The sequence below is a fragment of the Pseudomonadales bacterium genome, from assembly GCA_041395945.1.
In the GTDB taxonomy this organism is placed as follows: Bacteria; Pseudomonadota; Gammaproteobacteria; order Pseudomonadales; family Azotimanducaceae; genus SZUA-309.
On record JAWKZN010000001.1, the window covers coordinates 3410395 to 3431132 of the forward strand.

At 59.9% G+C, this 20738-nt stretch carries 17 protein-coding genes; 12 read left to right on the plus strand and 5 right to left on the minus strand.

Annotation, left to right across the window (positions count from 1 at the left end):
- The first annotated feature begins 81 nt into the window (after nucleotides 1–81).
- The 4 genes from R3E82_15705 to R3E82_15720 all read left to right on the plus strand — a co-directional run bounded on the left by R3E82_15705 (nucleotide 82) and on the right by R3E82_15720 (nucleotide 6024).
- Nucleotides 82–2160 carry a TonB-dependent receptor gene (locus tag R3E82_15705; protein ID MEZ5552329.1) on the plus strand — a complete coding sequence of 693 codons (2079 nt, stop codon included), beginning with the start codon at nucleotides 82–84 and terminating at the stop codon, nucleotides 2158–2160.
- An 86-nt stretch (nucleotides 2161–2246) separates the two neighbouring features.
- Nucleotides 2247–4211: a TonB-dependent receptor gene (locus tag R3E82_15710; protein MEZ5552330.1), complete on the plus strand. Its 1965-nt coding sequence runs from the start codon at nucleotides 2247–2249 to the stop codon at nucleotides 4209–4211.
- Between the two features lie 121 nt (nucleotides 4212–4332).
- Complete coding sequence (locus R3E82_15715; GenBank protein MEZ5552331.1) at nucleotides 4333–5079, plus strand: peptidase; 747 nt, start codon at nucleotides 4333–4335, stop codon at nucleotides 5077–5079.
- Between the two features lie 18 nt (nucleotides 5080–5097).
- A complete protein-coding gene (locus tag R3E82_15720) occupies nucleotides 5098–6024 on the plus strand; it encodes a glutaminase (GenBank protein MEZ5552332.1) in 927 nt (308 codons plus the stop codon).
- 13 nt (nucleotides 6025–6037) lie between these two features.
- On the opposite strand, the gene R3E82_15725 is transcribed toward R3E82_15720, so the two are convergent.
- The 5 genes from R3E82_15725 to R3E82_15745 all read right to left on the minus strand — a co-directional run bounded on the left by R3E82_15725 (nucleotide 6038) and on the right by R3E82_15745 (nucleotide 11766).
- The gene (locus R3E82_15725; GenBank protein ID MEZ5552333.1) at nucleotides 6038–7147 is read right to left on the minus strand and encodes a hypothetical protein; all 1110 of its coding nucleotides are present in this window, start codon (nucleotides 7145–7147) and stop codon (nucleotides 6038–6040) included.
- Between the two features lie 38 nt (nucleotides 7148–7185).
- A complete protein-coding gene (locus tag R3E82_15730; protein MEZ5552334.1) occupies nucleotides 7186–8652 on the minus strand; it encodes an outer membrane beta-barrel protein in 1467 nt (488 codons plus the stop codon).
- A gap of 5 nt (nucleotides 8653–8657) precedes the next feature.
- A complete protein-coding gene (locus tag R3E82_15735; protein ID MEZ5552335.1) occupies nucleotides 8658–9209 on the minus strand; it encodes a polysaccharide biosynthesis/export family protein in 552 nt (183 codons plus the stop codon).
- Nucleotides 9210–9274: 65 nt separating this feature from the next.
- Nucleotides 9275–10309, minus strand: coding sequence for a polysaccharide deacetylase family protein (locus tag R3E82_15740; GenBank protein MEZ5552336.1), 1035 nt, complete (start codon nucleotides 10307–10309; stop codon nucleotides 9275–9277).
- Between the two features lie 35 nt (nucleotides 10310–10344).
- Nucleotides 10345–11766 carry a Wzz/FepE/Etk N-terminal domain-containing protein gene (locus tag R3E82_15745; GenBank protein ID MEZ5552337.1) on the minus strand — a complete coding sequence of 474 codons (1422 nt, stop codon included), beginning with the start codon at nucleotides 11764–11766 and terminating at the stop codon, nucleotides 10345–10347.
- Nucleotides 11767–12022: 256 nt separating this feature from the next.
- Between R3E82_15745 and R3E82_15750 the strand changes: the two genes are divergently transcribed.
- The 8 genes from R3E82_15750 (at nucleotide 12023) to R3E82_15785 (ending at nucleotide 20593) form a co-directional block, all read left to right on the plus strand.
- Complete coding sequence (locus R3E82_15750; GenBank protein ID MEZ5552338.1) at nucleotides 12023–12676, plus strand: sugar transferase; 654 nt, start codon at nucleotides 12023–12025, stop codon at nucleotides 12674–12676.
- A 10-nt stretch (nucleotides 12677–12686) separates the two neighbouring features.
- A complete protein-coding gene (locus R3E82_15755; GenBank protein ID MEZ5552339.1) occupies nucleotides 12687–13463 on the plus strand; it encodes a hypothetical protein in 777 nt (258 codons plus the stop codon).
- Complete coding sequence (locus tag R3E82_15760; protein MEZ5552340.1) at nucleotides 13460–14707, plus strand: glycosyltransferase family 4 protein; 1248 nt, start codon at nucleotides 13460–13462, stop codon at nucleotides 14705–14707. The genes R3E82_15755 and R3E82_15760 overlap by 4 nt, the downstream gene beginning before the upstream one ends.
- Complete coding sequence (locus tag R3E82_15765) at nucleotides 14695–15876, plus strand: glycosyltransferase (protein ID MEZ5552341.1); 1182 nt, start codon at nucleotides 14695–14697, stop codon at nucleotides 15874–15876. The genes R3E82_15760 and R3E82_15765 overlap by 13 nt, the downstream gene beginning before the upstream one ends.
- Nucleotides 15873–17210, plus strand: coding sequence for an O-antigen ligase family protein (locus R3E82_15770; protein MEZ5552342.1), 1338 nt, complete (start codon nucleotides 15873–15875; stop codon nucleotides 17208–17210). The genes R3E82_15765 and R3E82_15770 overlap by 4 nt, the downstream gene beginning before the upstream one ends.
- Complete coding sequence (locus tag R3E82_15775; GenBank protein ID MEZ5552343.1) at nucleotides 17207–18742, plus strand: polysaccharide biosynthesis C-terminal domain-containing protein; 1536 nt, start codon at nucleotides 17207–17209, stop codon at nucleotides 18740–18742. Before R3E82_15770 ends, R3E82_15775 begins: the two co-directional genes overlap by 4 nt.
- Entirely contained in the window at nucleotides 18739–19806 is a 1068-nt protein-coding gene (locus R3E82_15780; GenBank protein ID MEZ5552344.1) for an alginate lyase family protein, read from the plus strand. Before R3E82_15775 ends, R3E82_15780 begins: the two co-directional genes overlap by 4 nt.
- An 82-nt stretch (nucleotides 19807–19888) precedes the next feature.
- Nucleotides 19889–20593 carry a hemolysin III family protein gene (locus R3E82_15785; GenBank protein ID MEZ5552345.1) on the plus strand — a complete coding sequence of 235 codons (705 nt, stop codon included), beginning with the start codon at nucleotides 19889–19891 and terminating at the stop codon, nucleotides 20591–20593.
- The last annotated feature ends 145 nt before the right edge of the window (nucleotides 20594–20738 follow it).

The following is a 20738-nucleotide window of genomic DNA, read 5'->3' on the forward strand; positions in this document are numbered from 1 at the left end:
CTTCAATTCCATGAAAAACCGATCTGTTCTCGGATCATCGCAGATTTCCTAGCATCCCGGCGGGAGTATGGACAAGGCAGGATGCGGAAAAAAGTACCACTGAAAGTCATTCGTCTCATCGCCTGTGGCGTAAGCATGGTAAGTGCGGTGGCAGTTGCCCTGGAAGCGTCAGCGGAGAATGTGCTCTCCGCAAATGGCGTTGTCGAAGAGATTGTCGTATACGGTCGCGCAGAGCGTCTGATCGGACAGGCAGGCTCGGCCTCGGAGGGTCTCGTCGGCTATGACGACATCCAATTGCCTCCCCTGCTGCGGGTCGGAGAGCTTGTTGAGGCAGTTCCCGGGATGGTCGCTACCCAGCACTCCGGCACGGGCAAGGCCAATCAGTACGTTATCCGCGGATTCAATCTTGATCACGGCACGGACTTCGCCGTAGGCGTCGAAGGCGTGCCTGTTAATCTGCGCAGTCACGGACACGGACAGGGTTACCTGGATCTCAACTTCCTGATCCCCGAGCTTGTGGAAACAACTGCTTACCGGCGCGGTCCGTATTCTGCCCGGGTGGGTGATTTCTCATCGGCTGCCAGTGTGGAATTTGAACTCTACGACAGACTCGATGAGGGACTGCTGTCAGCGACGGTGGGCGAGTACGGCCACTACCGTGCGCTCGGTGCCGGTTCTACCGGGACTGGCGAAGGCTCCCTTACCGGAGCCGTGGATATCACAGCTTACGATGGTCCATGGAATCTCGACGAGGACCTCGACCAGCTCAAGTTCTTCGGCGCCTATTCGGGCAATCTCGGGGATACCCATCTGCGGGTTACCTTGCAGGGATTCGACAGCAACTGGAATGCCACGGATCAGATCCCCCGGCGGGCAGTGCAGTCCGGGCTGATCAGTCCTCTGGACAGCATTGACGAAGATCTGGGTGGCAGAACCTCGCGCTATGCGGTTACCGGCCTGGTCGACTTTGGTGACTGGTCCATCACCGGCTATGCGATCGACTATGACTTCAGGCTTTTCTCGAACTTCACCTACTTCCTCGACGATCCGCTGGTGGGCGATGCATTCGAGCAGCGCGACGATCGACGGATCTACGGTCTGGGAATTCGCGGCGGTGAAGAGACAACGCCACCTGCAGGTGTCATCGCGCTTCGCTGGGGAGCCGATCTGCGCTACGACGACATCGACAATCTGGGCCTCTACCGCACAGACGCTCGTGTGAGAACCAGCACTGTCCGCCAGGACCGGATCGAGGAACTGTCCCTGGGCGCCTGGGGTGAGTCCGAATGGAATGTGACCGAACGCCTGCGCCTGCTGCTCGGCTTACGTGGCGACTGGTACGACTGGGACGTGAATGCGTTTCGTGCCGTGAATTCCGGTGCCGGTGACGACTCCATATGGAGCCCGAAGGCCGCCATCGCCTGGCGGTTCTCTGACAATTTCGAGGCGTACGTCAATTACGGTCGCGGCTTTCACTCAAACGATGTACGCGGAGCTACGATTTCCGTTGACCCGGCCACCGGCGCGCCTGCTGAGTCCGTCCCGGTGCTGGTCCGATCGGAAGGTGGCGAACTTGGCCTGCGTTTCGAGCGCAGCCGGGACTTCAACGCGACGCTGACGTTTTTCTGGCTGGAACTCGATTCCGAACTGGTCTTCGTCGCCGATGCCGGCGCGACGGAAGCAAGTGATGGAACCGAACGGCTGGGTTTCGAAGCTGCACTGTTCTGGCAGGCTAACGACTGGCTTGCGCTGAACACCGCGTATGCCGTAACCAATGCGGAATACCAGAAGGACCAGAGCGGCGGTCGGGAGATTCCGGGTGCGGTGGAATCCACTTTTACCCTCGGCCTGAACGCTGTCTGGGACAACGGCATCTCCGCAAGTGCGCGGGTGCGCTGGCTGGGGGAGGCACCTCTGGTAGAAGACAATTCAGTGCGCCATGATGAGTCTCTGCTGGTCAACGCTGCGGTGGCTTACCGCAGAGGCAGCACGGAGTTCCGGCTGGATGTGTTTAATCTCCTCGACTCCAGCGACAACGACATCGCCTACTTCTACGCCTCACGACTGCCCGGGGAAGCGTCTGCAGGAATCGAAGACATCCACTTCCACCCACTCGAACCTCGCAGTATCCGCGGTTCGGTTACCTGGCACTGGCAATAGTCCGACCAGGCTTCGGATGCGGCGACACTGTGTGGGACAATCATCCTGGTGCAGTCGAAATATCCGCAGCAACACCGAGCATCCGAATGACGTCCAACCAATTACTGACTCTCATCCTGTTCCCGCTGTTTGCGTTCGCGGCCCCATCGAAGGCGAGCGACCAGAAACATCGTGATGCACATGATGACCACGCCGAGGAGATCGAGGAAATCATCGTCCAGGCCACCCGTTCGCGGCGCCGGGTCCAGGACGAGCCGATCCGGGTCGAGGTGCTGTCCCAGGAGGAGATCGAAGAGAAGCTGCTCATGCGCCCCGGCAACATCTCGATGATGCTCAACGAGACCGGCGGCCTGCGGGTTCAGGTCACTTCCGCCGCGCTCGGCTCCGCCAATGTCCGCGTGCAGGGCATGCGCGGTCGCTACACCCAGTTGCTGGCCGACGGACTGCCGCTGTATGGCGGTCAGGCCGCGTCCCTCGGACTGCTGCAGGTGCCACCGAGCGACCTCGGTCAGGTGGAGGTGATCAAGGGTTCGGCGTCCGCCCTGTATGGCGGCCAGGCACTGGGCGGTGTGATCAACCTGGTGTCGAAACGCCCGGGTCCGGAAGCCGGGGGCGAGTTCATCGGCAATGCCACCACCCGGGATGCCCAGGACTATTCCGCCTACTTCGCAAGTCCCTTCGGCAGGGGCTGGAGCGGCTCGGTGCTCACCGGCTACAACCGGCAGTCTGTGCAGGATCTGGACGACGATGACTGGATCGACATGCCCGGTTACGACCGCTACTCGATCCGACCGCGATTATTCTTCGACGGCTCGGATGGTTCCCGCATCTATCTGACCGCTGGCGCCATGAGCGAAGACCGGCGCGGGGGTACGGTCAGCGGCGGGCTGGCGCCGGACGGAGCGCCCTTTGCACAGAATCAGGAGACTCACCGTTACGACGGCGGCCTGGTGCTGGAGCGTCCGGTCTCCAACTGGGGATACGCACAGCTGCGCGCCTCGGGGATGCGCCAGTCCCACAACCACCGTTTCGGGCAACTGCTCGAGGAAGACGAACACGAGACGATGCTGATTGAAGCCTCCCTGGCCGGTGAAACGCTCACCACGTCCTGGGTGGGCGGCCTCGCTTATCAGAGCGATGACTACGACGCGGAAACCTTCCCGGTCTTCGACTACAGCTACGAATCACCGGCCCTGTTCGCCCAGCTCGACCGCGATCTCGGTTCCGCTGTCAGCGTGGCCGCCAGCGCCCGCTGGGATGATCACAGTGAATACGGCGGCCGGTTCAGCCCGCGGCTGTCGCTGCTTTATCGCCCCGGACCCTGGACGATCCGCACCTCCTGGGGACGCGGATTCTATGCACCGACCCCGTTCGTCGAGGAGACGGAGGCGGCGGGACTGTCACGCCTCGAACCCTTATCCGGCCTCCATGCCGAGAAAGCGGAGACTCTGTCGATCGACTTCGGTTATGCAGCTGGCGCGCTGGAGACGGGCGTCACGCTGTTCGCATCGGATATCGACGACGCGGTGCGGCTGGAGGCTGTGTCAGCGGATCAGGTGCGGCTCGTCAATCAGAACGGGGTCACCCGCACGCGGGGCGTGGAGGCACTGCTGCGCTGGCGACATGCACCCTATGTGGTGACTGCAAGCTATCTCTACCTGGATGCCAGCGAACCGGCGGGGGATACACCCGGTCGCCGCACAGTGCCGCTGACCCCGCGACATTCGGCTGGCGTCGTGGCCATGTGGGAGCAGCATGACCGGGGCAGGATCGGTCTCGAGCTGTACTACACGGGCACCCAGCCTCTCGAGGACAATCCGTATCGAAGCGAAGGCAAGCCCTATCTGCACATCGGCCTGCTCGGAGAGATCGTGCTGGGCCGCTACGGACTGTTCCTGAATCTCGAGAATCTGCTGAACAATCGCCAGTCCAGGTCGGAGCCGCTGGTACGCCCGGTGCGCGCACCGGACGGCCGCTGGACGGTGGACGCCTGGGAACCGCTGGAGGGATTCATTGCCAATGCCGGCGTGCGCATTCGTCTGGGATCCTGAGGGCGTCTGATCAGGTTACGACGCCTCAGTGGTTCCCCGGTGGGCTGTTGCGAACATTTCGATAGCGCTGCGCGGAAGCAGGAGTACACTTCGCGCCCGTTAAATCAGGCTGGGTGGACGAATGACTTACTGTGTCGGCGTTCAGGTAGACGAAGGGCTGGTGATGGTCTCCGACTCGCGGACCAATGCGGGCGTGGATCAGGTCAGCACCTACAGCAAGATGTGGTCCGTAGGGGTACCTGGCGAGCGTCAGTTCATGATCTGCTCCGCCGGAAATCTCGCGACAACCCAGGCGGTACTCAACGAAGTCAAACGGGATGCGAAGGAAGGTGCGGAAACCAGCCTGATGACCGTATCGAGCCTCACCCAGGCCGCCGCCTACCTGGGCAGACTCAGTATCGAAGAACAGAAGAAGCACGCCGAACAGACCCTGGACCCGGGCGGGATGCAGATGTTCTCTTCGAGTTTCATCATTGCAGGCGAGGTGGCCGGATCCGAGCCGGGTCTGTACCTCGTATATCCGGAAGGCAACTACATCGCGAGCTCATCACAGGCGCCTTTCCTCCAGATCGGTGAAATCAAGTACGGCAAGCCCATTCTCGATCGTGTCATCAGTCGCAGTACCGACCTGAATCACGCCGCTCTCTGCGCGCTGGTGTCGATGGATGGCACCATGCGCAGTAATCTCACCGTTGGTCCGCCGATCGAACTCAGCATTTACACCGCCGGCAGCCTGCAGCCCCCGCGATACATTTCATTCGACCAGGACAGCGAATATCTTCGCTCGCTTTCGAAGACCTGGAACAGGCTGCTCGAGCAGGCATTCGAGAAGCTGCCGCTCATACCCCTGGCCGAAAGCCAGCCCTGATAGTCCGCAGACCCTTCGATGGAATCCGATCTGAATTCGCTGCTTGCCCGTGCCTGTGATTCTGTTCGCACGGAGATCGGCAAAGGCAAAGTGGCCGACTACATACCCGCGCTGGCTCACGTAGATCCCGGAAGATTCGGCGCAGCGGTAGTGACCGTGGAGGGGGATTGCGCGCTGTACGGTGATGCGGCAGAACCCTTTTCAGTGCAGAGCATTTCGAAGCTTTTCACTCTCACCCTCGCGCTCGAAAAGGTTCAGCAGGATCTGTGGGAGCGGGTCGGGGTCGAGGCGTCGGGCAACGCCTTCAACTCAATCCTGCAGCTGGAGCGGGAAGCGGGTATACCGCGCAATCCCTTCATCAACGCCGGGGCGCTGGTGGTGAGTGACGTGCTGCTTGGTGACAGCAGCCCCGCCGTGGTGATCGCCGAGCTGCTGACACTGCTGCGAACGCTGAGTGGCGATACGAGCGTACACATCGACCAGCAGGTCGCAGCCTCGGAGAAAGAAACGGGATTCAGAAACGCGAGTCTCGCGAATTTTCTGAAGAGCTTCGACAATCTGAAAAACGACGTGGATGAAGTGCTTGAGGTCTATTTCAATCAATGCGCACTGGCCATGACCTGCGAGCAGCTGGCGCGCTCAGCACTGTTTCTCGCTAACGGTGGTGTTGATCCGGCTTCCGGACACAGGGTGGTGAATGGACGCCGGGCCCGGCGGATCTGTTCCATCATGCTGACCTGCGGTCACTACGATGCGTCGGGAGAGTTTGCCTTCAGAGTGGGTCTTCCCGGCAAGAGTGGGGTGGGTGGCGGCATCGTGGCCGTCGTTCCCGGTCGTGCGGCGATCGCAGTCTGGTCTCCGGGACTCAATAAGGCGGGAAACTCACTGGTGGGCACCGCCGCATTGGAAGCCTTCGTTCATACCTCAGGCTGGAACATGTTCTAGGAGCGGAAACAACTCAATGATAGTCGCGATCACCTGGCATGAGCTGCCAGTTGCCAATATCACGCGAACCCACAATGTCCTTGTTATATTCGACTTCGAGGTAGTTGTTTGTCAGCCAGGGAACCATACCTGCTCTGTGAAACAATCCCCAGTGGCGCCACGCGGGCGTACCGAAAAACGTCAGAAAACTGCAGCCTGCCTGCCTCGCCACGTCGATCAGACCTTTCAGCAGTGCACTGGAACGATGGGTCGAGCGCGCGTCCACCGCAAACTCCGAAAGCGTCGCCTGGTTGCCTGCGAATCTCAGCACCCCATAGCCGACCGGATTGCCGTCTTCACGCAATACAAAAGCCGAATAGGATTCCACTGGGTGGTCCAGATAGCGCCAGTTGAGAAACTGCCAGCTGTGCGGAGACCAGTAGCCTGGAAACGCCATGGTGGCCAGTGTCAACTCATCAAATGGGGCAGTGAATCGGTCAAGTGTAGTGAAGTCGAAGGACGCGGAGCTGGTTCGCGGCAGCGTAATCCACCGATATCCCGCCTGTACGCGGTCAACTACTGCATTCGCCACAGTAACCAGCGATGCCGGTACTTTTGACCGCGCCGGTAAGGCGCGAAGCACGATCACACCTCCCTTCAACCGGCCGAGTATTGAATCGCCATCACCACGATGGATCATCGCGGCGCGGGAATTCGCGTTGGGGCCGGAAATGTCGCAGAGCTCATTATAGAAAGGGTGCGATCGCACAACTTCCCGCCGAATGCTCGCAAGTCCTTTGCGCTGCCATTCGGGCTGGGTTGCGGCATCGCCACCGATGACACCCTGCAGAGGTTCATTTCCCCGCCAGATAGGCCACGGAAACTTCGCACCGGTCTTCAGAATCGCACCCGATCGTCTGTCTTCGACAGCCCAGACCAGAGCTCTGCCGTAGGGGTTCTGACGATAGAGCCATTCATAGTGTGCGACCGGACGCCTGATGCCGAAGGCGGCGTCGATGCAACCGTACACACGCTCATACTCCGTATCGGTTATTCGGACCACATCGAATTGCGGATGCGAACACTGCACACCCACCGGAAGGCTCATGAACTCTTCGAACGGATCCGGAGGGACGCTGATCACAGGAGTTCGGCTGCCTGGTGCTTTTCTGGTCGAGCGGTTCAGAATCTTTTCGGAGCCAGGTCGTAACGCAGCGACAGATTGATGACATAAGTGTCTGAGTCCTGTCCACCTGCAGACAGGTCGTCGCGATCAATGAATCGATACCTTCCTTCAAGCGAGGCCTGGAAACTTCGCGATATGGCGTACCCTGCACCAAGCAGGATCGCATAGGAGTCCCGCTTCTCGCCGCCGGTCGCGGATAGAAAGGATGCGTCCAGGAGCGCCTGACCGTTCGGGCCGGGGAGCAGGGTGTAGTCGATCTCCTCAGCCGGAGTCAGATCATCACGCTGTTCCCAGCGGAATTCGCCGTAGGTGCGCCAGCGTGTCGAAGCCGGCCCGTAGTCGAGGCTTAAGGCGATTTCATCGAGTCGGGAAGCAAGGGACTCCCCGGATATCGCACTGGGGCGACGCACCATACGTGCTTCTATTTCCCAGTCAGACACCTCGACATTCAGTGCAAGACGACCGAAAAATACCACGTCGTCGTTGGACAGGTCTGCCCCGGTGACATTCAGCGGATAAGCCTGCTGCGCGCCGAGATCGTCTGCTTCGATCGGAGGGGCTACAGGATCGTCAAAGCGGCAGCGACTGGCAATCGGCTGAGTCTGCCCCTGCCCAGGCGTACAGGCCGCAAAGTTCGCGCGAAGCACCCTGTCGCCCAGATCTACCCCGGCAAATGTCGATGCCTGGGTTGTGGTTGTGGTCTTCTGCCTGGCGTCGATGTGGGTCGGCCCACCTTCGAACTCGAGACGTGCATTGCTGCTGATGCGAAAGGTCCAGGATACCAGTGCACCAAGATACTCACTCTTCGCCCCCAGGCGACTCGGTGCTCTGTCGAAATCCTGGCTGGCATAGCGCATGCCGAACCCCAGATCGTGCCGATCCGACAGCGTATAGCTGAGCAGGCCTCGAACCCCGATTGTGTCGCTGTCACTGCGCGTCTGGTTTTCCTTGAAGTCCACAACCTGGTGTTCGAGCGAGAAGTCCACCTTCCAGCGGTTCGACAGCGCGTGTTCCAGATTCAGATCCATATCAGAGCGGTAATAGCGATTCTTCCTGACGTCGATACCCGTATCGCCTGCTATGAAATCCTCCCGATCGAAATTCAGGTTCGGCACCCGACGGAAACTCTGATCAAGTGTGAGCCGGGTTGTTCTGCTCAAGTCGTATCCCAGTCTCAACCGTTCACGGAACTGCATGTCGTCCAGGTCACTTTCCTGTGAATACCAGTCGTAAAGTCCACGCAGGCTCAGCTGGTAATCGAAACGCTGCTCTGTCTCGCTTCGCAGATCCAGCTCCCCGCCCAGTTGGAAAATCGTGTCGTCCACTTCGCTGCCGCTGTCCGTCGAGTAGACGTTCGAGTCGTAAGACGTTGCGGTGATGATCGAACTGGACAGTTCTCCCGCCTGGGAACTGATCGAGAAGAAACCGATGGTGGAGAATGCGAGAAGCCTGCGTGTGTTCATCTGGGTTACTCCGGAACGATAATGGTATCGCCTGGCTGCAGCAGAAAATTACTGCCAGGTGCCTTTCCATCGAGAAAGGCTGGATAGTCGAAATTCAGCTCGACTTCACGATCACCCGAACTGCGAAGAACCTTGATCTTCCTCTTCTTGGCGAAGGGGGTGAACCCGCCCATTTCTGCTATGGCATCCAGCACGCGCATCTCATGCCGCAGTTCGAGAACGCCCGAGCGCTCGATACCGCCGCCGATCACGCTGACCACCTGGCTGCGCATTTCGAGTACAGCAATGTCCACTCTGGGCTGGGATACGAATTCCGCCAGCGCAGCTTCTATCGCATCCGCAAGCTCTTCGGGTGTACGCCCTTCAGCAGAAATATCTCCAATCAGTGGAACGGATATCTTGCCGTCTGTGCGAACCAGCGCCGTGCCAGTGAGTTCAGCCTGCTCCCAGACACGTACACTCAGAAGGTCGGGTACTCCAATCCGGTATACCTCATTGGCAGGGGCGTCTGTCTGTTCGGCAGACGCAACCCCTGCAACGCAGAACAGCACGCACATTTGCGCACAGATTCCCGCGCAGCACCTCAGTGTGAAAACCGCCGGGATTCGAAATCTGATGCAGTTCATGCTCGTATTTTCCCTCTAATTGCAGTGAGTGCGCCGCCGACAAAGGAGATCGTGGGCCGCAACTGTGCCCGGTAAAGACCCTGCTCGTAACGCTGCACAGGCATTCGATTGAGCGCCTGGCTGTTTCTGAGCGGTAATCGATTCAGCCTTCTTTCTCCGCCAAATGACAGGAGGTAGCCCGCTCGTGAAGCCGCTTCCTGTACTGCCGGATTGACCGCATTCGACGGGTAAGCCAGTACCGGAGGTGGTGCGTTGGCGCCCAGCTCGCTGCGCACTTTTTCCAGCGACTCACTGAGATCCTCAGCAAGTTGCGAGGCCTCCAATCGGGTCAACAACGCATGTTCACGGCTGTGAGAACCGATGTGGACACTTCCCTCAGCAAGCCTGCGCAACGCCTCCCAGCCGAGAACGCGATTCAGCGGTGGCAGCTCTGCCAGCCGATCGATGAGCCCATCCACCCAGGTCATTGCCGGAGCATGAGGCATCGATTTCACAAAGTTGCGGATAATCCGGTATGCATGCCTGCGTTGAACCGGCGTCTCCAGATCGAGTTGTCCCAGCGGGTCGATGGCGAGCGTTCGCCGGGTTGTGCGCCTCAACGCCGCATGAATGCGATCCCACCAGAATCCTTCCGGCCGGCCGTCCGGGAAGTCGGTAGGCACGAACAGCGTTGCCGGAATACCAAGTTCCCGCATGACCGGCCAGGCATTCTCCGCAAAATCCAGATAGCCATCATCAAAGGTTACAAGTACCGCGCGGACTGGAAGCGGTGCGCGATTGGCATGGGCGTCCAGCAGTGCCGACAGAGAAATTGGGTTGTAGCGACCCTTAAGGAACGCCATCTCGATCCGGAATCTTTCAGGCGTCGCGCTGATCAGGCCGGGCTCGAGATCCGGGTCGGCATCGAGTTCCGCTACCCGATGATACGTGAGGATGCGCAGCCTGTTCGAATTACGCTCGGAGTTTTCGAGCAACGTCAGAAAGCTGCTCGATCCGAGCGGGCGGGTCAACGCTTCAACAAGCTTTCTCATCGCCCATCTGCCCCTGTCGCACACGCCATGCGCGACTACCTGTCGCGCTTGCCGGCGATGCCGGTTCGATCGGATGCAAGCCAGACTTCCCGCTGACGCTCCTTCGTGACTGCCCAGATTCCTCCAACCAGCAGTCCGAGCAGTCCTCCGAGTGCCAATACCAGCAGCGAATTCGGCCAGATAGGAGCAAGTGGTTGAACAGGCTTGGCGATCAACCTCGCAGTCACACCGACCTCACCGTTTTTCGCCAGCCGCGAGAACAGTTTCTGATCGAGCAGTGCACGACGTCGCTGTTCCACCAGCAGCTTCGTCTGCTCCAGATCATCCATCACCAGCTGCTCTTCCCGTCGTCGCCGTTCGATATCCGACAGTTGAGCATGTTCCGCTTCGAGTTCCGCAACCAGGGTCGCCTCCAGCCCTTTGATCGCTTCAATCTCCCGCCGCCGGAGCACCGGCATCGCCCGGGTGGCCTCCGCAGCCTGCGCCTTCAGCAGCGCAACCTCCCTCTGAGCCGCTTCGCGTGAGGGGTGCCCGGGCTTCAAGGTGTGTGTGAGCCTGGACAGCTCCGCTTCGGCCTGGATCAGTCGATCCTGCAGAGAACGGGTGACCGGGTCTTCTGACAGTGAAGCAACACTCCCGGCCAGCAGCTGGCTCTCAAGCTCGATGCGCCTCTGTCGTGCATCCTGCAACTGCTGCTGCTGGCTTCGAATGATCTGATTTCTGGCCTCAATGCTGTCTTCAGCACTGCTGCCATTGAAGTAGGTGAATCGAATACTCTGCAGCGTTTCTTCGAGTTGCTGCACTTCCTCGATCAACGCGGCAAATTCAATCTCTTTGGCGTCCAGCCGTTCGGCCTGATTGCGCTGCTCGTCCGCCTGCAGGCGGCTCCGGTAGGCATTCACAGTTGCTTCGAGCAGTTCCGCGCCATAGACCGGATCCGGACCCAGATAGCTGAGAGCAACCACCTGAGTTCCGGAAATCGGACTCGCCTGCAGCGATTCGAGTGCTGCGTCGACAGGATCGGCATCCCCGCCCGTCGCTTCGAGCATAGCGACCGCATCTTCGATGACAGACCGGCTCTGCATGATCTCAGCCTGGGTTGCAATGAAGGCAGAGCCCCCGCCACCGGCATTCAGAGCCGACTCCAGAGTGTCCTGCCGGTCAAGTACAACCTGAGATGTCACTGAATACAGCGGAGTTGTGACTCCGAGGACGACAAGAGCCAGCCCGAGACCAGCCAAGAGTGACAGCGCAACCGTGCCCTTTCTGGCCACCATGGCGTGAAGGATGTCGCTGAAACTGATCTGTACACCGCGATAGGTGGCGCTCCCGGCAGTTTCTTCGGCGTACAGCGACAGCACCTGACGCACTCCAGCCTGAGTCAGCTCGAGCCGCACTTCAGGCACGCTGGAGTCCTTTTCCGAATCCGGTGAGTCCGGCAGGTTGGGCGTGTTCATCAGTATTCCCGCAATTTCTGGGCGTCACCCGGACAGCACTACAGGTAACCCTTCCCTTTTACCCTTCCTGACTGAGGAATGCTGTGGATGCGTGACCCTGCCAGATCCCCTGAAGAATGCCAGGATATCTCTGTGCGAAGAGTGTGAGCGGCTTGTATCTGGGGCTGTCTGTGAACTCGGTTTGGTTGTTATGCTCCTTCGTCCACCCGGATTCAACGGGTACGGCATCCCGGTCTGCAGCAGTACAGGTAGTTTCATGTCCCATCCGATCCCGAAGCCCCTGCGCCTGCACCAGCCCTCCACAATGCCCAGCGTCTATCACGAACAGAAGCGCATCTTCGACCTGGTCGTGGTGTTTGCCACCGCTGCTCTGACCCTGCCGCTGCTGGCTGTCTGCGCTCTCGCCATACGCCTGTCCGGGCCCGGTCCAATCCTGTTCAGACAGACACGCACCGGTGCGGACGGTCGAGAGTTTTCCATGCTCAAATTCCGCTCCATGGTGCCAAACGCGAGCGCGCTGAAGGATCACCTCAAAGCGCAGAACAACGCAACCGGTCCTGATTTCAAACTGCTGAATGATCCGAGAATTACCCGCGTCGGCCGTATCCTGCGCCAGACCAGCCTGGATGAGTTGCCTCAGCTCTGGAACGTGCTGCGCGGAGACATGAGTCTGGTCGGGCCCCGGCCGACATCTTTCGGCACAGACACCTACAGGCTGTGGCATACCGAGCGGCTCGAGGCAAAGCCCGGGCTCACTGGACTGTGGCAGGTGGTGAAACGGGGCGATCTCGATTTCGATGAGCGGGTACGGCTCGACATCGCTTACCTGCGCAATCGCAGTCTCCGCCTCGATCTCTGGATCTTTCTGCGGACTATCCCCGCGGTATTGCGCAGACAGGGCGCCTACTGAGGCTGCGGCGATGGTTCATATCCCTGAAAGACTCATTGTCTGGCTGGCATGGATTACCCTGTCTTCCGCGGTTTTTACTGCCTTTCCACTGGGACCTTACGGGCTGCTCGGCTGGCTGGCAGCGGTCGGACCGCTCCTGCGGAAGCTGGTGCCTGCGGTCGGTGCGAGACACCTGACCGCCGCTGTGCTGTTTGCGATGCTGACGACCATCATTCTGGCTGGCGACATCCACTGGACTGAAATCGTGATTCCGCCGATCATTTTTCTGTTCGGAATGCTGCTGGCCCCGGTTCCCATATCCGGCAGGGAAGGAACGATCGATCGGCCAGTTTCGGATACCCAGTTCGCAGAAGAAGATTTCCAACGCACGATGGCGCGGGAGATAGGGCGCGCGCGTCGTTACGAAAGACCATTGACTCTACTTGCGGTGACCTGCGGACATCCGGAAAGGTCCCTGAGCGCTCTTGAGACTGCAGTGGCATCCGTTGTGCACATATATGTTCAGACATTTGTCGTCAGAGACAGAGTGCTGGTGATTGCTCCCGAACTTGCCTCTGACGACTGCCATGCACTCAGAGACCGTATCCTGCAGGCGGCAAGCGCCGTGCACCTCGATACAATTCTGATCACCAGCGCCAGTTTTCCCGACCAGGAGTTAACCGCTTCCGGATTGATTGAGATGACCGAGGTAGACCTTCATACGCAGCAGGCCAGTTCCCGACTCAGTCCTCACCTGGACGGAACGGCAGGTGGCAGGCATCACGGCGGACAGCTCCCCTCGCAATGACCCTGGAGGCACGAGGCAGGGACACAAAAATCGCCTACATGATGTCGCGCTTTCCGAAGCTGACCGAAACATTTGTGCTCGACGAGATGCTCGAGATGCAGCGTCAGGGTGTTGCGGTTGAAGTGTTTCCTCTGTGGCGAGAACGGGCGCAGGTGATTCATCCCGATGCCCTTCCCCTTGTTGCTCGAGCGCACTTTCTGCCGTTGTTGAATCTGGAAATTCTTCGGGACTTGATCTACTGGCTTGTTCGCAGTCCCCGGAAACTGCTGCAGGCGCTCGCCACCCTGATCCGGGAGAATTGCAGGAGTGTGCGCTTTCTGGCCGGCAGCCTGGTCATTTTTCCAAAGGCCTGCACCATGGCAAAACGAATGGAGATCGCTGGGGTCTCCCATATTCATGCCCACTTCGCCAGTCATCCCGCAGCAGCAGCCCTGGTAATCGGCAGACTCACCGGGCTGACCTGGAGTTTCACCGCGCATGGATCGGACCTGCATCGTGAACAGGCCATGCTCGGTCAAAAGGTCCGGGAAGCCAGTTTCGTGGTCACCATATCCGACTACAACCGCCGCTTTATCCTCGACCGGCTGGGCTCGCAGCAGGAAAGCAAGATCAGGGTTGTTCACTGCGGCGTGGATGCCGACAGTTTCAAAATACAACCAGTCCACTCGGCCGCCCTGGAGATCGTCTGTATCGGTACCTTGCATGAGGTGAAAGGTCAAAGGTACCTGCTCGAGGCCTGCGCGAAACTGACCACTCGGGGCGTGCAATGGCATTGCCACCTGATCGGTGATGGTCCGGACCGGGAGCAACTGATCGCACTGGTGGGAAAACTCGGCATCCCAGACCGGGTCACCTTCCATGGCGCCTGCGATCGCGAACAGGTCCGCCGTCTGCTGGCCGGAATGAATCTGGCCTGTGCACCGAGCGTGCCCACCTCGGATGGCCGCAGAGAAGGTATCCCGGTGGCGCTCATAGAGGCCGCTGCCTGCGGCCTGCCGCTTGTTGCCAGCCGCCTGTCCGGCATTCCCGAGCTGGTGCTGGACAACCAGACCGGGATGCTGACAGAACCGGGCGACAGCGAAGACATTGCCCGAGTGCTGGAAATTCTTGCACGGGATCCATCGACCCGAAAGCGACTGGGCGAGGCGGCCGCTGCCAATGTGCGGGAAAATTTTTCGCTGCAGGTGAGCGTCACCACGCTGCGGCGGCTCATCCGTGATCGATGTGTCACATGCCCGGAATAATGCTCCTGTTGCTGCTGATGATCGGCGTGCCCTTCGTGGTTTATCCGCTGCTGCTCTGGCTTCGTGCCAGGCTGTATCCGATGCCGCTGCTGAGCGCGCCGATTACTCCGCAAGTCGATCTCATCATCTGCGCCTACAATGAAGCCGGGTCCATAGGGCGGAAGCTGAAAAATGCACTGGCACTCGATTATCCGTCTGAGAATCTGACTATCTGGCTGGCTTCAGACGGATCAACCGACAATACGGTGGCCGCCGCGAAAGCCATTGACGACCCGCGAATCAGAATTCTCGAGTTGCCCAGAGCGGGAAAAGCAGCCAGCCTGAATGCTGCGGTGGCTGCCGGAAGTGCTCCAGTTGTCGCCTTTTCAGACGCCAACAGTGAGTGGACGCCCGACTCGCTGCGGGCACTGGTGGCACCTCTGAACGATCCACGGGTTGGCGGCGTCGCCGGAGATCAGCGCTATCAGAAAGCCAATGCGCACAGGGCATCGGAGGATCTGAGTGGCGAGCGCAGTTACTGGAGTTTCGACCGCGCATTGAAACGCTGGCAGTCACTGGCGGGTAGTGCCACCTCCGCTACAGGCGCCATTTATTGTATCCGTCGACCGTTGTTCAAACCGGCCCCCGCCGACGCCACGGACGACTTCATGATCTCCACCGGAGTCATCGCAGCGGGGTATCGGCTCGCTTTCGCTGAAGGAGCCCAGGCCTTCGAGCCGGTCGCTGCGTCTTCGGGACTCGAGTTTGATCGTAAGGTCCGCGTGATCACCCGTGGCCTGCGCGGCATCTACTATCGAAGAGGCCTTCTGAATCCCCGCCGCACTGGCAGCTATGCGCTGCAGCTGCTGGTGCATAAACTGTGGCGGCGTCTCGTGTGGATTCCTGCGGTGCTCCTCATTCTCTCCACCCCCTGGGCCATCCAGCAGGGCGGCACGTCGATGCTCATCGCACTCGCGATACTGATCTGCGTTGCTCTCGGTCTAAGCGCACTCATGGTACCCGGATTGAGACGCTTGAAACTGTTCTCGATCCCAGGCTATGTCCTCCTCGTCAACTCCGCCTGCATCCTTGCGTTGTACAACCTGCTGCGAGGCCATCGCATCTCACAATGGCACCTGCCGCGCGGCAATTCCGGCGCTGGATCGAATTCTCCGAAGGCCCGTCCGTGAGCGCTTTCGCTGCCTTTATCCTGTTCGTGATCTATCTGAACGTGCCGGCGGTGGCTGTCAGGGAGTATGGCATTCCGTTCGTGGCGGGCGCGGCGATTCCGCTGCTGTTATTGATCCCCATGTTCGAACGCATCGTCCTGCAGAGTCAGCCCTTGCGGTTCCCGGCCTTGATCATCGCCGCCGCGGTACTGCTCTGCATCCAGGCCACAGGGGCCTTTCTGGCCATCTACCCGGAAGAGTCGCTGCGTGTAGTGATCGAATGGGGACTGGAAGGGGTACTGCTGACACTGCTCATCGTCAATATTTTTCGAACCCGTGCAGACGCCATCGCTGCGGTCAATGCGGTCATCGCGGCGGGTGCGATCATGGGAGCTATCGTGCTGCTGCAGCAGGCACTGGGTGCTACAGATCACAACCTCATGGGCTTCGGTCAGCTCGATTCGCCAATGGTCGATGACGAGGGGCAGACACAGCGTCGCCTGGCCGGGCCAATCGGAGAAACCAATCGGTTTGCTCAGGTCATGGCGGTGCTGATACCCGTATCAGCCGCTATGGCTGTGGTTCGCGGCGGGCTCCTCCGCTACGCCTACATAATCGCAACACTGCTCATCAGCGGCGGAATGGCTCTCGCTTTTTCCCGGGGAGTGATTGTCGCGATGATTCTCGCTGTACCTTTTGCCCTCTTCTTCAGAATTCTGAAGCTGCGACATATCGCGATAGGCCTGGCGGCCGGCATCACACTGCTCGCAATGCTGCCCCACTATGCGGAAAGGGTCTGGAGTATCGGCGAGGTGGCAGTCCAGACCCTGGGCGTCTCCCCGGGAGGAACGCGGAATGCGGACGGGGCCGCGCGAGGCCGTCTGACCGAGATGAAGGCAACCGTGCTGGTATTCGCCGATCACCCGCTCCTCGGAGCGGGTATGGGCATGGCGCAGATGCACTATCCGGAGTACGCGCCCGTAGTCGGCGGCAACGTCCGTGCGGGTACCCGACAATCGCACAACCTCTATCTTCAGCTCGCCGCTGAAACCGGCATCATTGGACTGGCTGTGTTCACAGCGATCATTGTCTTCGCCTTTGCCGGGCTTGAGCACGCCAGAAAACGTCTGGAAGGTCGAGACCCCACTCTCTGGGGCATGGTCTGCGGCATGGAACTGGGACTGATCATCTATCTGGGTACGAGTCTGTTTCTTCACTCAGCCTACATCCGCTACTTCTGGCTGCTGCTGGGCCTGTGTGTGGTGGTGTCAACGGCGGAACGCGCACCCGTACTCCTCCGGTTGCTGGCCCGCATGCTCGCCCAGACCGCCCAGCGAGTTCGAGCCGGACAATGACCACACAAGGCGTATCGGGTATCGACCGCAAAGACATTGATCGGCAGCTTCGAGGATCAAGTCTGCTGCTGGCCGGACGCCTGATATCAAAGTTCATCAATTTCGGTGTCCAGGTGGCCATCATCCGGATGCTGACCAAGGACGACTTCGGCGCATTCGCATACGGGCTGGCGCTGGTTGCCGCAGGAGAAGTGCTGGTCAAGCTGGGCCTTGGTCAGGGGGCGAATCGCTTCGTACCCTACTACTTTGAGCGTCGCGAATTCGATGAACTGCTGGGTACGCTGGTTCTTGTCGCGACAACCATCCTCGTCCTTGGAGCGGGCGGGTTCGGTCTGATCTGGTGGATATCCGCACAGGGACTGGAGGGCTTTCCGGACGGAACTGGCGGATCTGTAGTGTTGATGCTGTCACTGCTCGCACCCGTACAGGCACTCGATCAGCTCTGCGTACAGACGCTCGCCTGTTTCGCCAAACCCTGGCAGATACTGATCCGCAAACATCTGCTCGGCCCGATGTTGCGGCTTCTCGCGGTGGGCGCCGCCTTCCTCGTGGATGGCCGGCCGGACGTTCTGGCGGCCGCCTATCTGGCGGGTGGTGTTTTCGGTGTGCTGATCTGCGCGCATCTCGTGCTGAAGGAGCTTTTCAATCAGGGCATGCTCCCCGGCCATCTTCACAGTTTTCGAATACCCTGGTCGCCGCTGTTACGTTACTCGTTACCGCTGATCAGTTCTGACCTGGTCGTGATCACCATGACGGGTGTTACGACAGTTCTGCTGATGTACACAGGTGGTGAAATTGAAGTTGCCTCGATGCGCGCGGTCGCACCTGCGGCGGTGCTGAACCTGCTGATCGTTCAGAGCTTCGGAATACTCTTTCTCCCCAGTGCTGCGCGACTGTTTGCACGCAGGGATTTCGCTGCGATGAGTCAGCACCACTGGGAATCAGTTGCATGGGTAGCGGTGTTCAGCTTTCCGATTTTCGCACTGACCTTCTGTATTGCACCGAATCTGGTCACGCTGCTGTTTGGCCAGGAGTATGCCGACTCTGCGATTGTTCTTGCGGTGCTTTCCCTGGGCAGCTATGCCTCAGTGGTGACGGCATTCAGTGCCGAGTCCCTCCAGGTTCTGCACACCACCCGGCCACTGGTGTGGTCGAACCTGCTGATGATAGTGTCTTCGGTCCTGCTGGCGGTCCTGCTGTGTCCGCTGTTCGGTGCACTCGGTGCAGCGATCGCGGTTACCAGTGCCAGAATGGCAGGGGTCCTGATCCGGCAGATTGCACTGGTGAAGTCTCCGCACATGAGCGAAACACCGACAACCATTCGGCTGATGTGGTTGCAGATCTTTCTTGCATCCCTGGCGGTAACAGTGGTCGGCTGGTTCTGGCAGCCTGCGCTGCTGATACAGATGCTGGTGGTGATCCTGGTTTGCCTGGGTCTCCTCAAGGTTTGTGCACGCAGCCTGGATATCACCAGGACATTTCCGGAACTGTTGAGACTTCCACTGCTGAGCCGAATACTGGCGCGCGGGTGAAGCTGGTGCGATATCGGGATCTGCAGATGACGTGCCGCTGCATTCAGAATGTAGCCTGGATCCGCTTCGTCGCGCCCTTGTGCTTTGCTCTGCTCGCTCAGCCGCTCCCGGCGGAGGCTGGAATCTGGCTCACCAGGGCACAGATCGACCAGCTCCCGACCCAGGGGCCGGCCTGGGACGCCCTGGCGCGCCGTGCGCGCGAACCGGTTACCTCTCTTTCCCTTGCCGATCAGGACAATCCGGACAACGTTACGGTACTGGCAATGGCACTCTATGCGACCAGAACTGGCGATGAAGGCATGAAACGGCAGGTACGGGATTTCTGCCGACGCATACAGGGTACTGAACGCAGGGCCCGGGCGCTCGCAGTGGGCAGGGAACTCATAGCCTATGTGCTCGCCGCCGACATTGTGGGGCTCGATGCAGAGGATGATCTCACTTTTCGCCTCTGGCTAACGCAGATTCAGAACAGGGAGTTTTCCGGTCGCACGCTGCGATCCACCCACGAGGATCGACCGAACAACTGGGGCACGCATGCAGGTGCCACCCGTCTTGGTATCGCCCTGTATCTCGATGACCAGGACGAGGTCAAACGCAGCGCCAATGTTTTTCGAGGCTGGCTCGGTGAGGCCGATGCCTGGCGGGGATTCGAGTTCGGTGCGACCTGGTGGCAACCAGCGGGATTTCGCAACTACGGCATCAACCCTGCCGGTGCAGTGCGCGGTGGTTTTTCCATCGATGGAGTACTACCGGATGATCAGCGCCGCGGCGGCAGATTCCGCTGGCCCCCGCCGCGCGAAAACTACGTGTATGAGGCGCTGCAGGGTGCTGTTACTCAAGCACTCCTTCTCGAGAAGCAGGGGTATGACGTGTGGAACTGGGGCGACCAGGCACTGCTGCGCGCTTTCCGCTGGCTCCACGAGCAGGCCGATTTTCCGGCGGTCGGCGACGACACCTGGATGCCCCACGTCATCAATCGAGTCTACGCAACCCGGTTTCCGGCAGCCCCGGCCGCCACCCCCGGCAAGGGCATGGGATACACTGACTGGACAGAAGGGTACTGATCCCTAACTTCCAGCGTTGTTCCGGCCTTTCACTGGCTGGCCAGGGCCGTACAGTGCCACGGCACCAGGTTGAGATCGCTTCATGCTCGATTCGTCCTCCGTCGATCCCACGCCATACCTGGGCATCGCCGACCCCATCAGCTCGATTCTGCACCTCGGCGGCGCCGCAGTATTCGCTGTGCTGGGTGTCGGGCTGCTGCTGCGCGCCAGGGGTAGCAGCCTGCGGGTCGCCGCGATTGCTACATATCTCAGCGGCGTGGTTTCCGCGCTCTCTCTCAGCGGCGTGTTTCACCTCACCGCCAGAGGTACTGCGGCACGGGAGGTTCTGGTGATTCTCGATCACGCCGGCATCTTCTTCCTCATCGCAGCCAGCTACACACCGATCCACATCATCCAGTTCAGAGGCTTCATGCGCTGGGGCATTCTCGCCCTCGTCTGGGGTGCGGCGATCACCGGAATCGTCGTGAAATCGCTGTACTTCACTACCATGCCTGAGCGGCTCGGCCTGGCACTGTATCTGAGTCTTGGCTGGGCGGGTCTGATCTCCGCCATCGGTCTGTATCGGGTGGTCGGCCTCAGACCGCTGTTCCCGCTGATCGGCGGTGCCCTGGCCTACACACTGGGTGCAGCGCTCGAGTATGCGCGAGTACCAACCCTCGCTTCAGGCATTGTCGGTCCCCATGAGATTTTTCACGTGCTGGTCCTCATCGGTGTTGCCATGCACTGGACCTACATCCGCCGCATCACCATCCAGGCACCCATCACGGATCTGTATCAGCGGCGGTAGCTGCTCGCCGGTCTATTCTGGCTGGACTTCTGCAACAGTCAGCGGCTACATTCGGGGCCGGGGCATCCATCACCGGTCGGGCACGAGCAGCCTTTGTGCGCAGCGCCGGTTCAGCATCGAGTGAGGACATGCAGCAAACCCTCCG

Excerpts from the sequence above, each read along its gene's own strand:
- R3E82_15705 (MEZ5552329.1), top strand. The coding sequence starts at position 82 with ATGCGGAAAAAAGTACCACTGAAAGTCATTCGTCTCATCGCCTGTGGC.
- R3E82_15710 (MEZ5552330.1), top strand. The coding sequence starts at position 2,247 with ATGACGTCCAACCAATTACTGACTCTCATCCTGTTCCCGCTGTTTGCG.
- R3E82_15715 (MEZ5552331.1), top strand. The coding sequence starts at position 4,333 with ATGACTTACTGTGTCGGCGTTCAGGTAGACGAAGGGCTGGTGATGGTC.
- R3E82_15720 (MEZ5552332.1), top strand. The coding sequence starts at position 5,098 with ATGGAATCCGATCTGAATTCGCTGCTTGCCCGTGCCTGTGATTCTGTT.
- R3E82_15730 (MEZ5552334.1), bottom strand. The coding sequence starts at position 8,652 with ATGAACACACGCAGGCTTCTCGCATTCTCCACCATCGGTTTCTTCTCG.
- R3E82_15735 (MEZ5552335.1), bottom strand. The coding sequence starts at position 9,209 with ATGTGCGTGCTGTTCTGCGTTGCAGGGGTTGCGTCTGCCGAACAGACA.
- R3E82_15740 (MEZ5552336.1), bottom strand. The coding sequence starts at position 10,309 with ATGAGAAAGCTTGTTGAAGCGTTGACCCGCCCGCTCGGATCGAGCAGC.
- R3E82_15745 (MEZ5552337.1), bottom strand. The coding sequence starts at position 11,766 with ATGAACACGCCCAACCTGCCGGACTCACCGGATTCGGAAAAGGACTCC.
- R3E82_15750 (MEZ5552338.1), top strand. The coding sequence starts at position 12,023 with ATGTCCCATCCGATCCCGAAGCCCCTGCGCCTGCACCAGCCCTCCACA.
- R3E82_15755 (MEZ5552339.1), top strand. The coding sequence starts at position 12,687 with ATGGTTCATATCCCTGAAAGACTCATTGTCTGGCTGGCATGGATTACC.
- R3E82_15760 (MEZ5552340.1), top strand. The coding sequence starts at position 13,460 with ATGACCCTGGAGGCACGAGGCAGGGACACAAAAATCGCCTACATGATG.
- R3E82_15765 (MEZ5552341.1), top strand. The coding sequence starts at position 14,695 with ATGCCCGGAATAATGCTCCTGTTGCTGCTGATGATCGGCGTGCCCTTC.
- R3E82_15775 (MEZ5552343.1), top strand. The coding sequence starts at position 17,207 with ATGACCACACAAGGCGTATCGGGTATCGACCGCAAAGACATTGATCGG.
- R3E82_15785 (MEZ5552345.1), top strand. The coding sequence starts at position 19,889 with ATGCTCGATTCGTCCTCCGTCGATCCCACGCCATACCTGGGCATCGCC.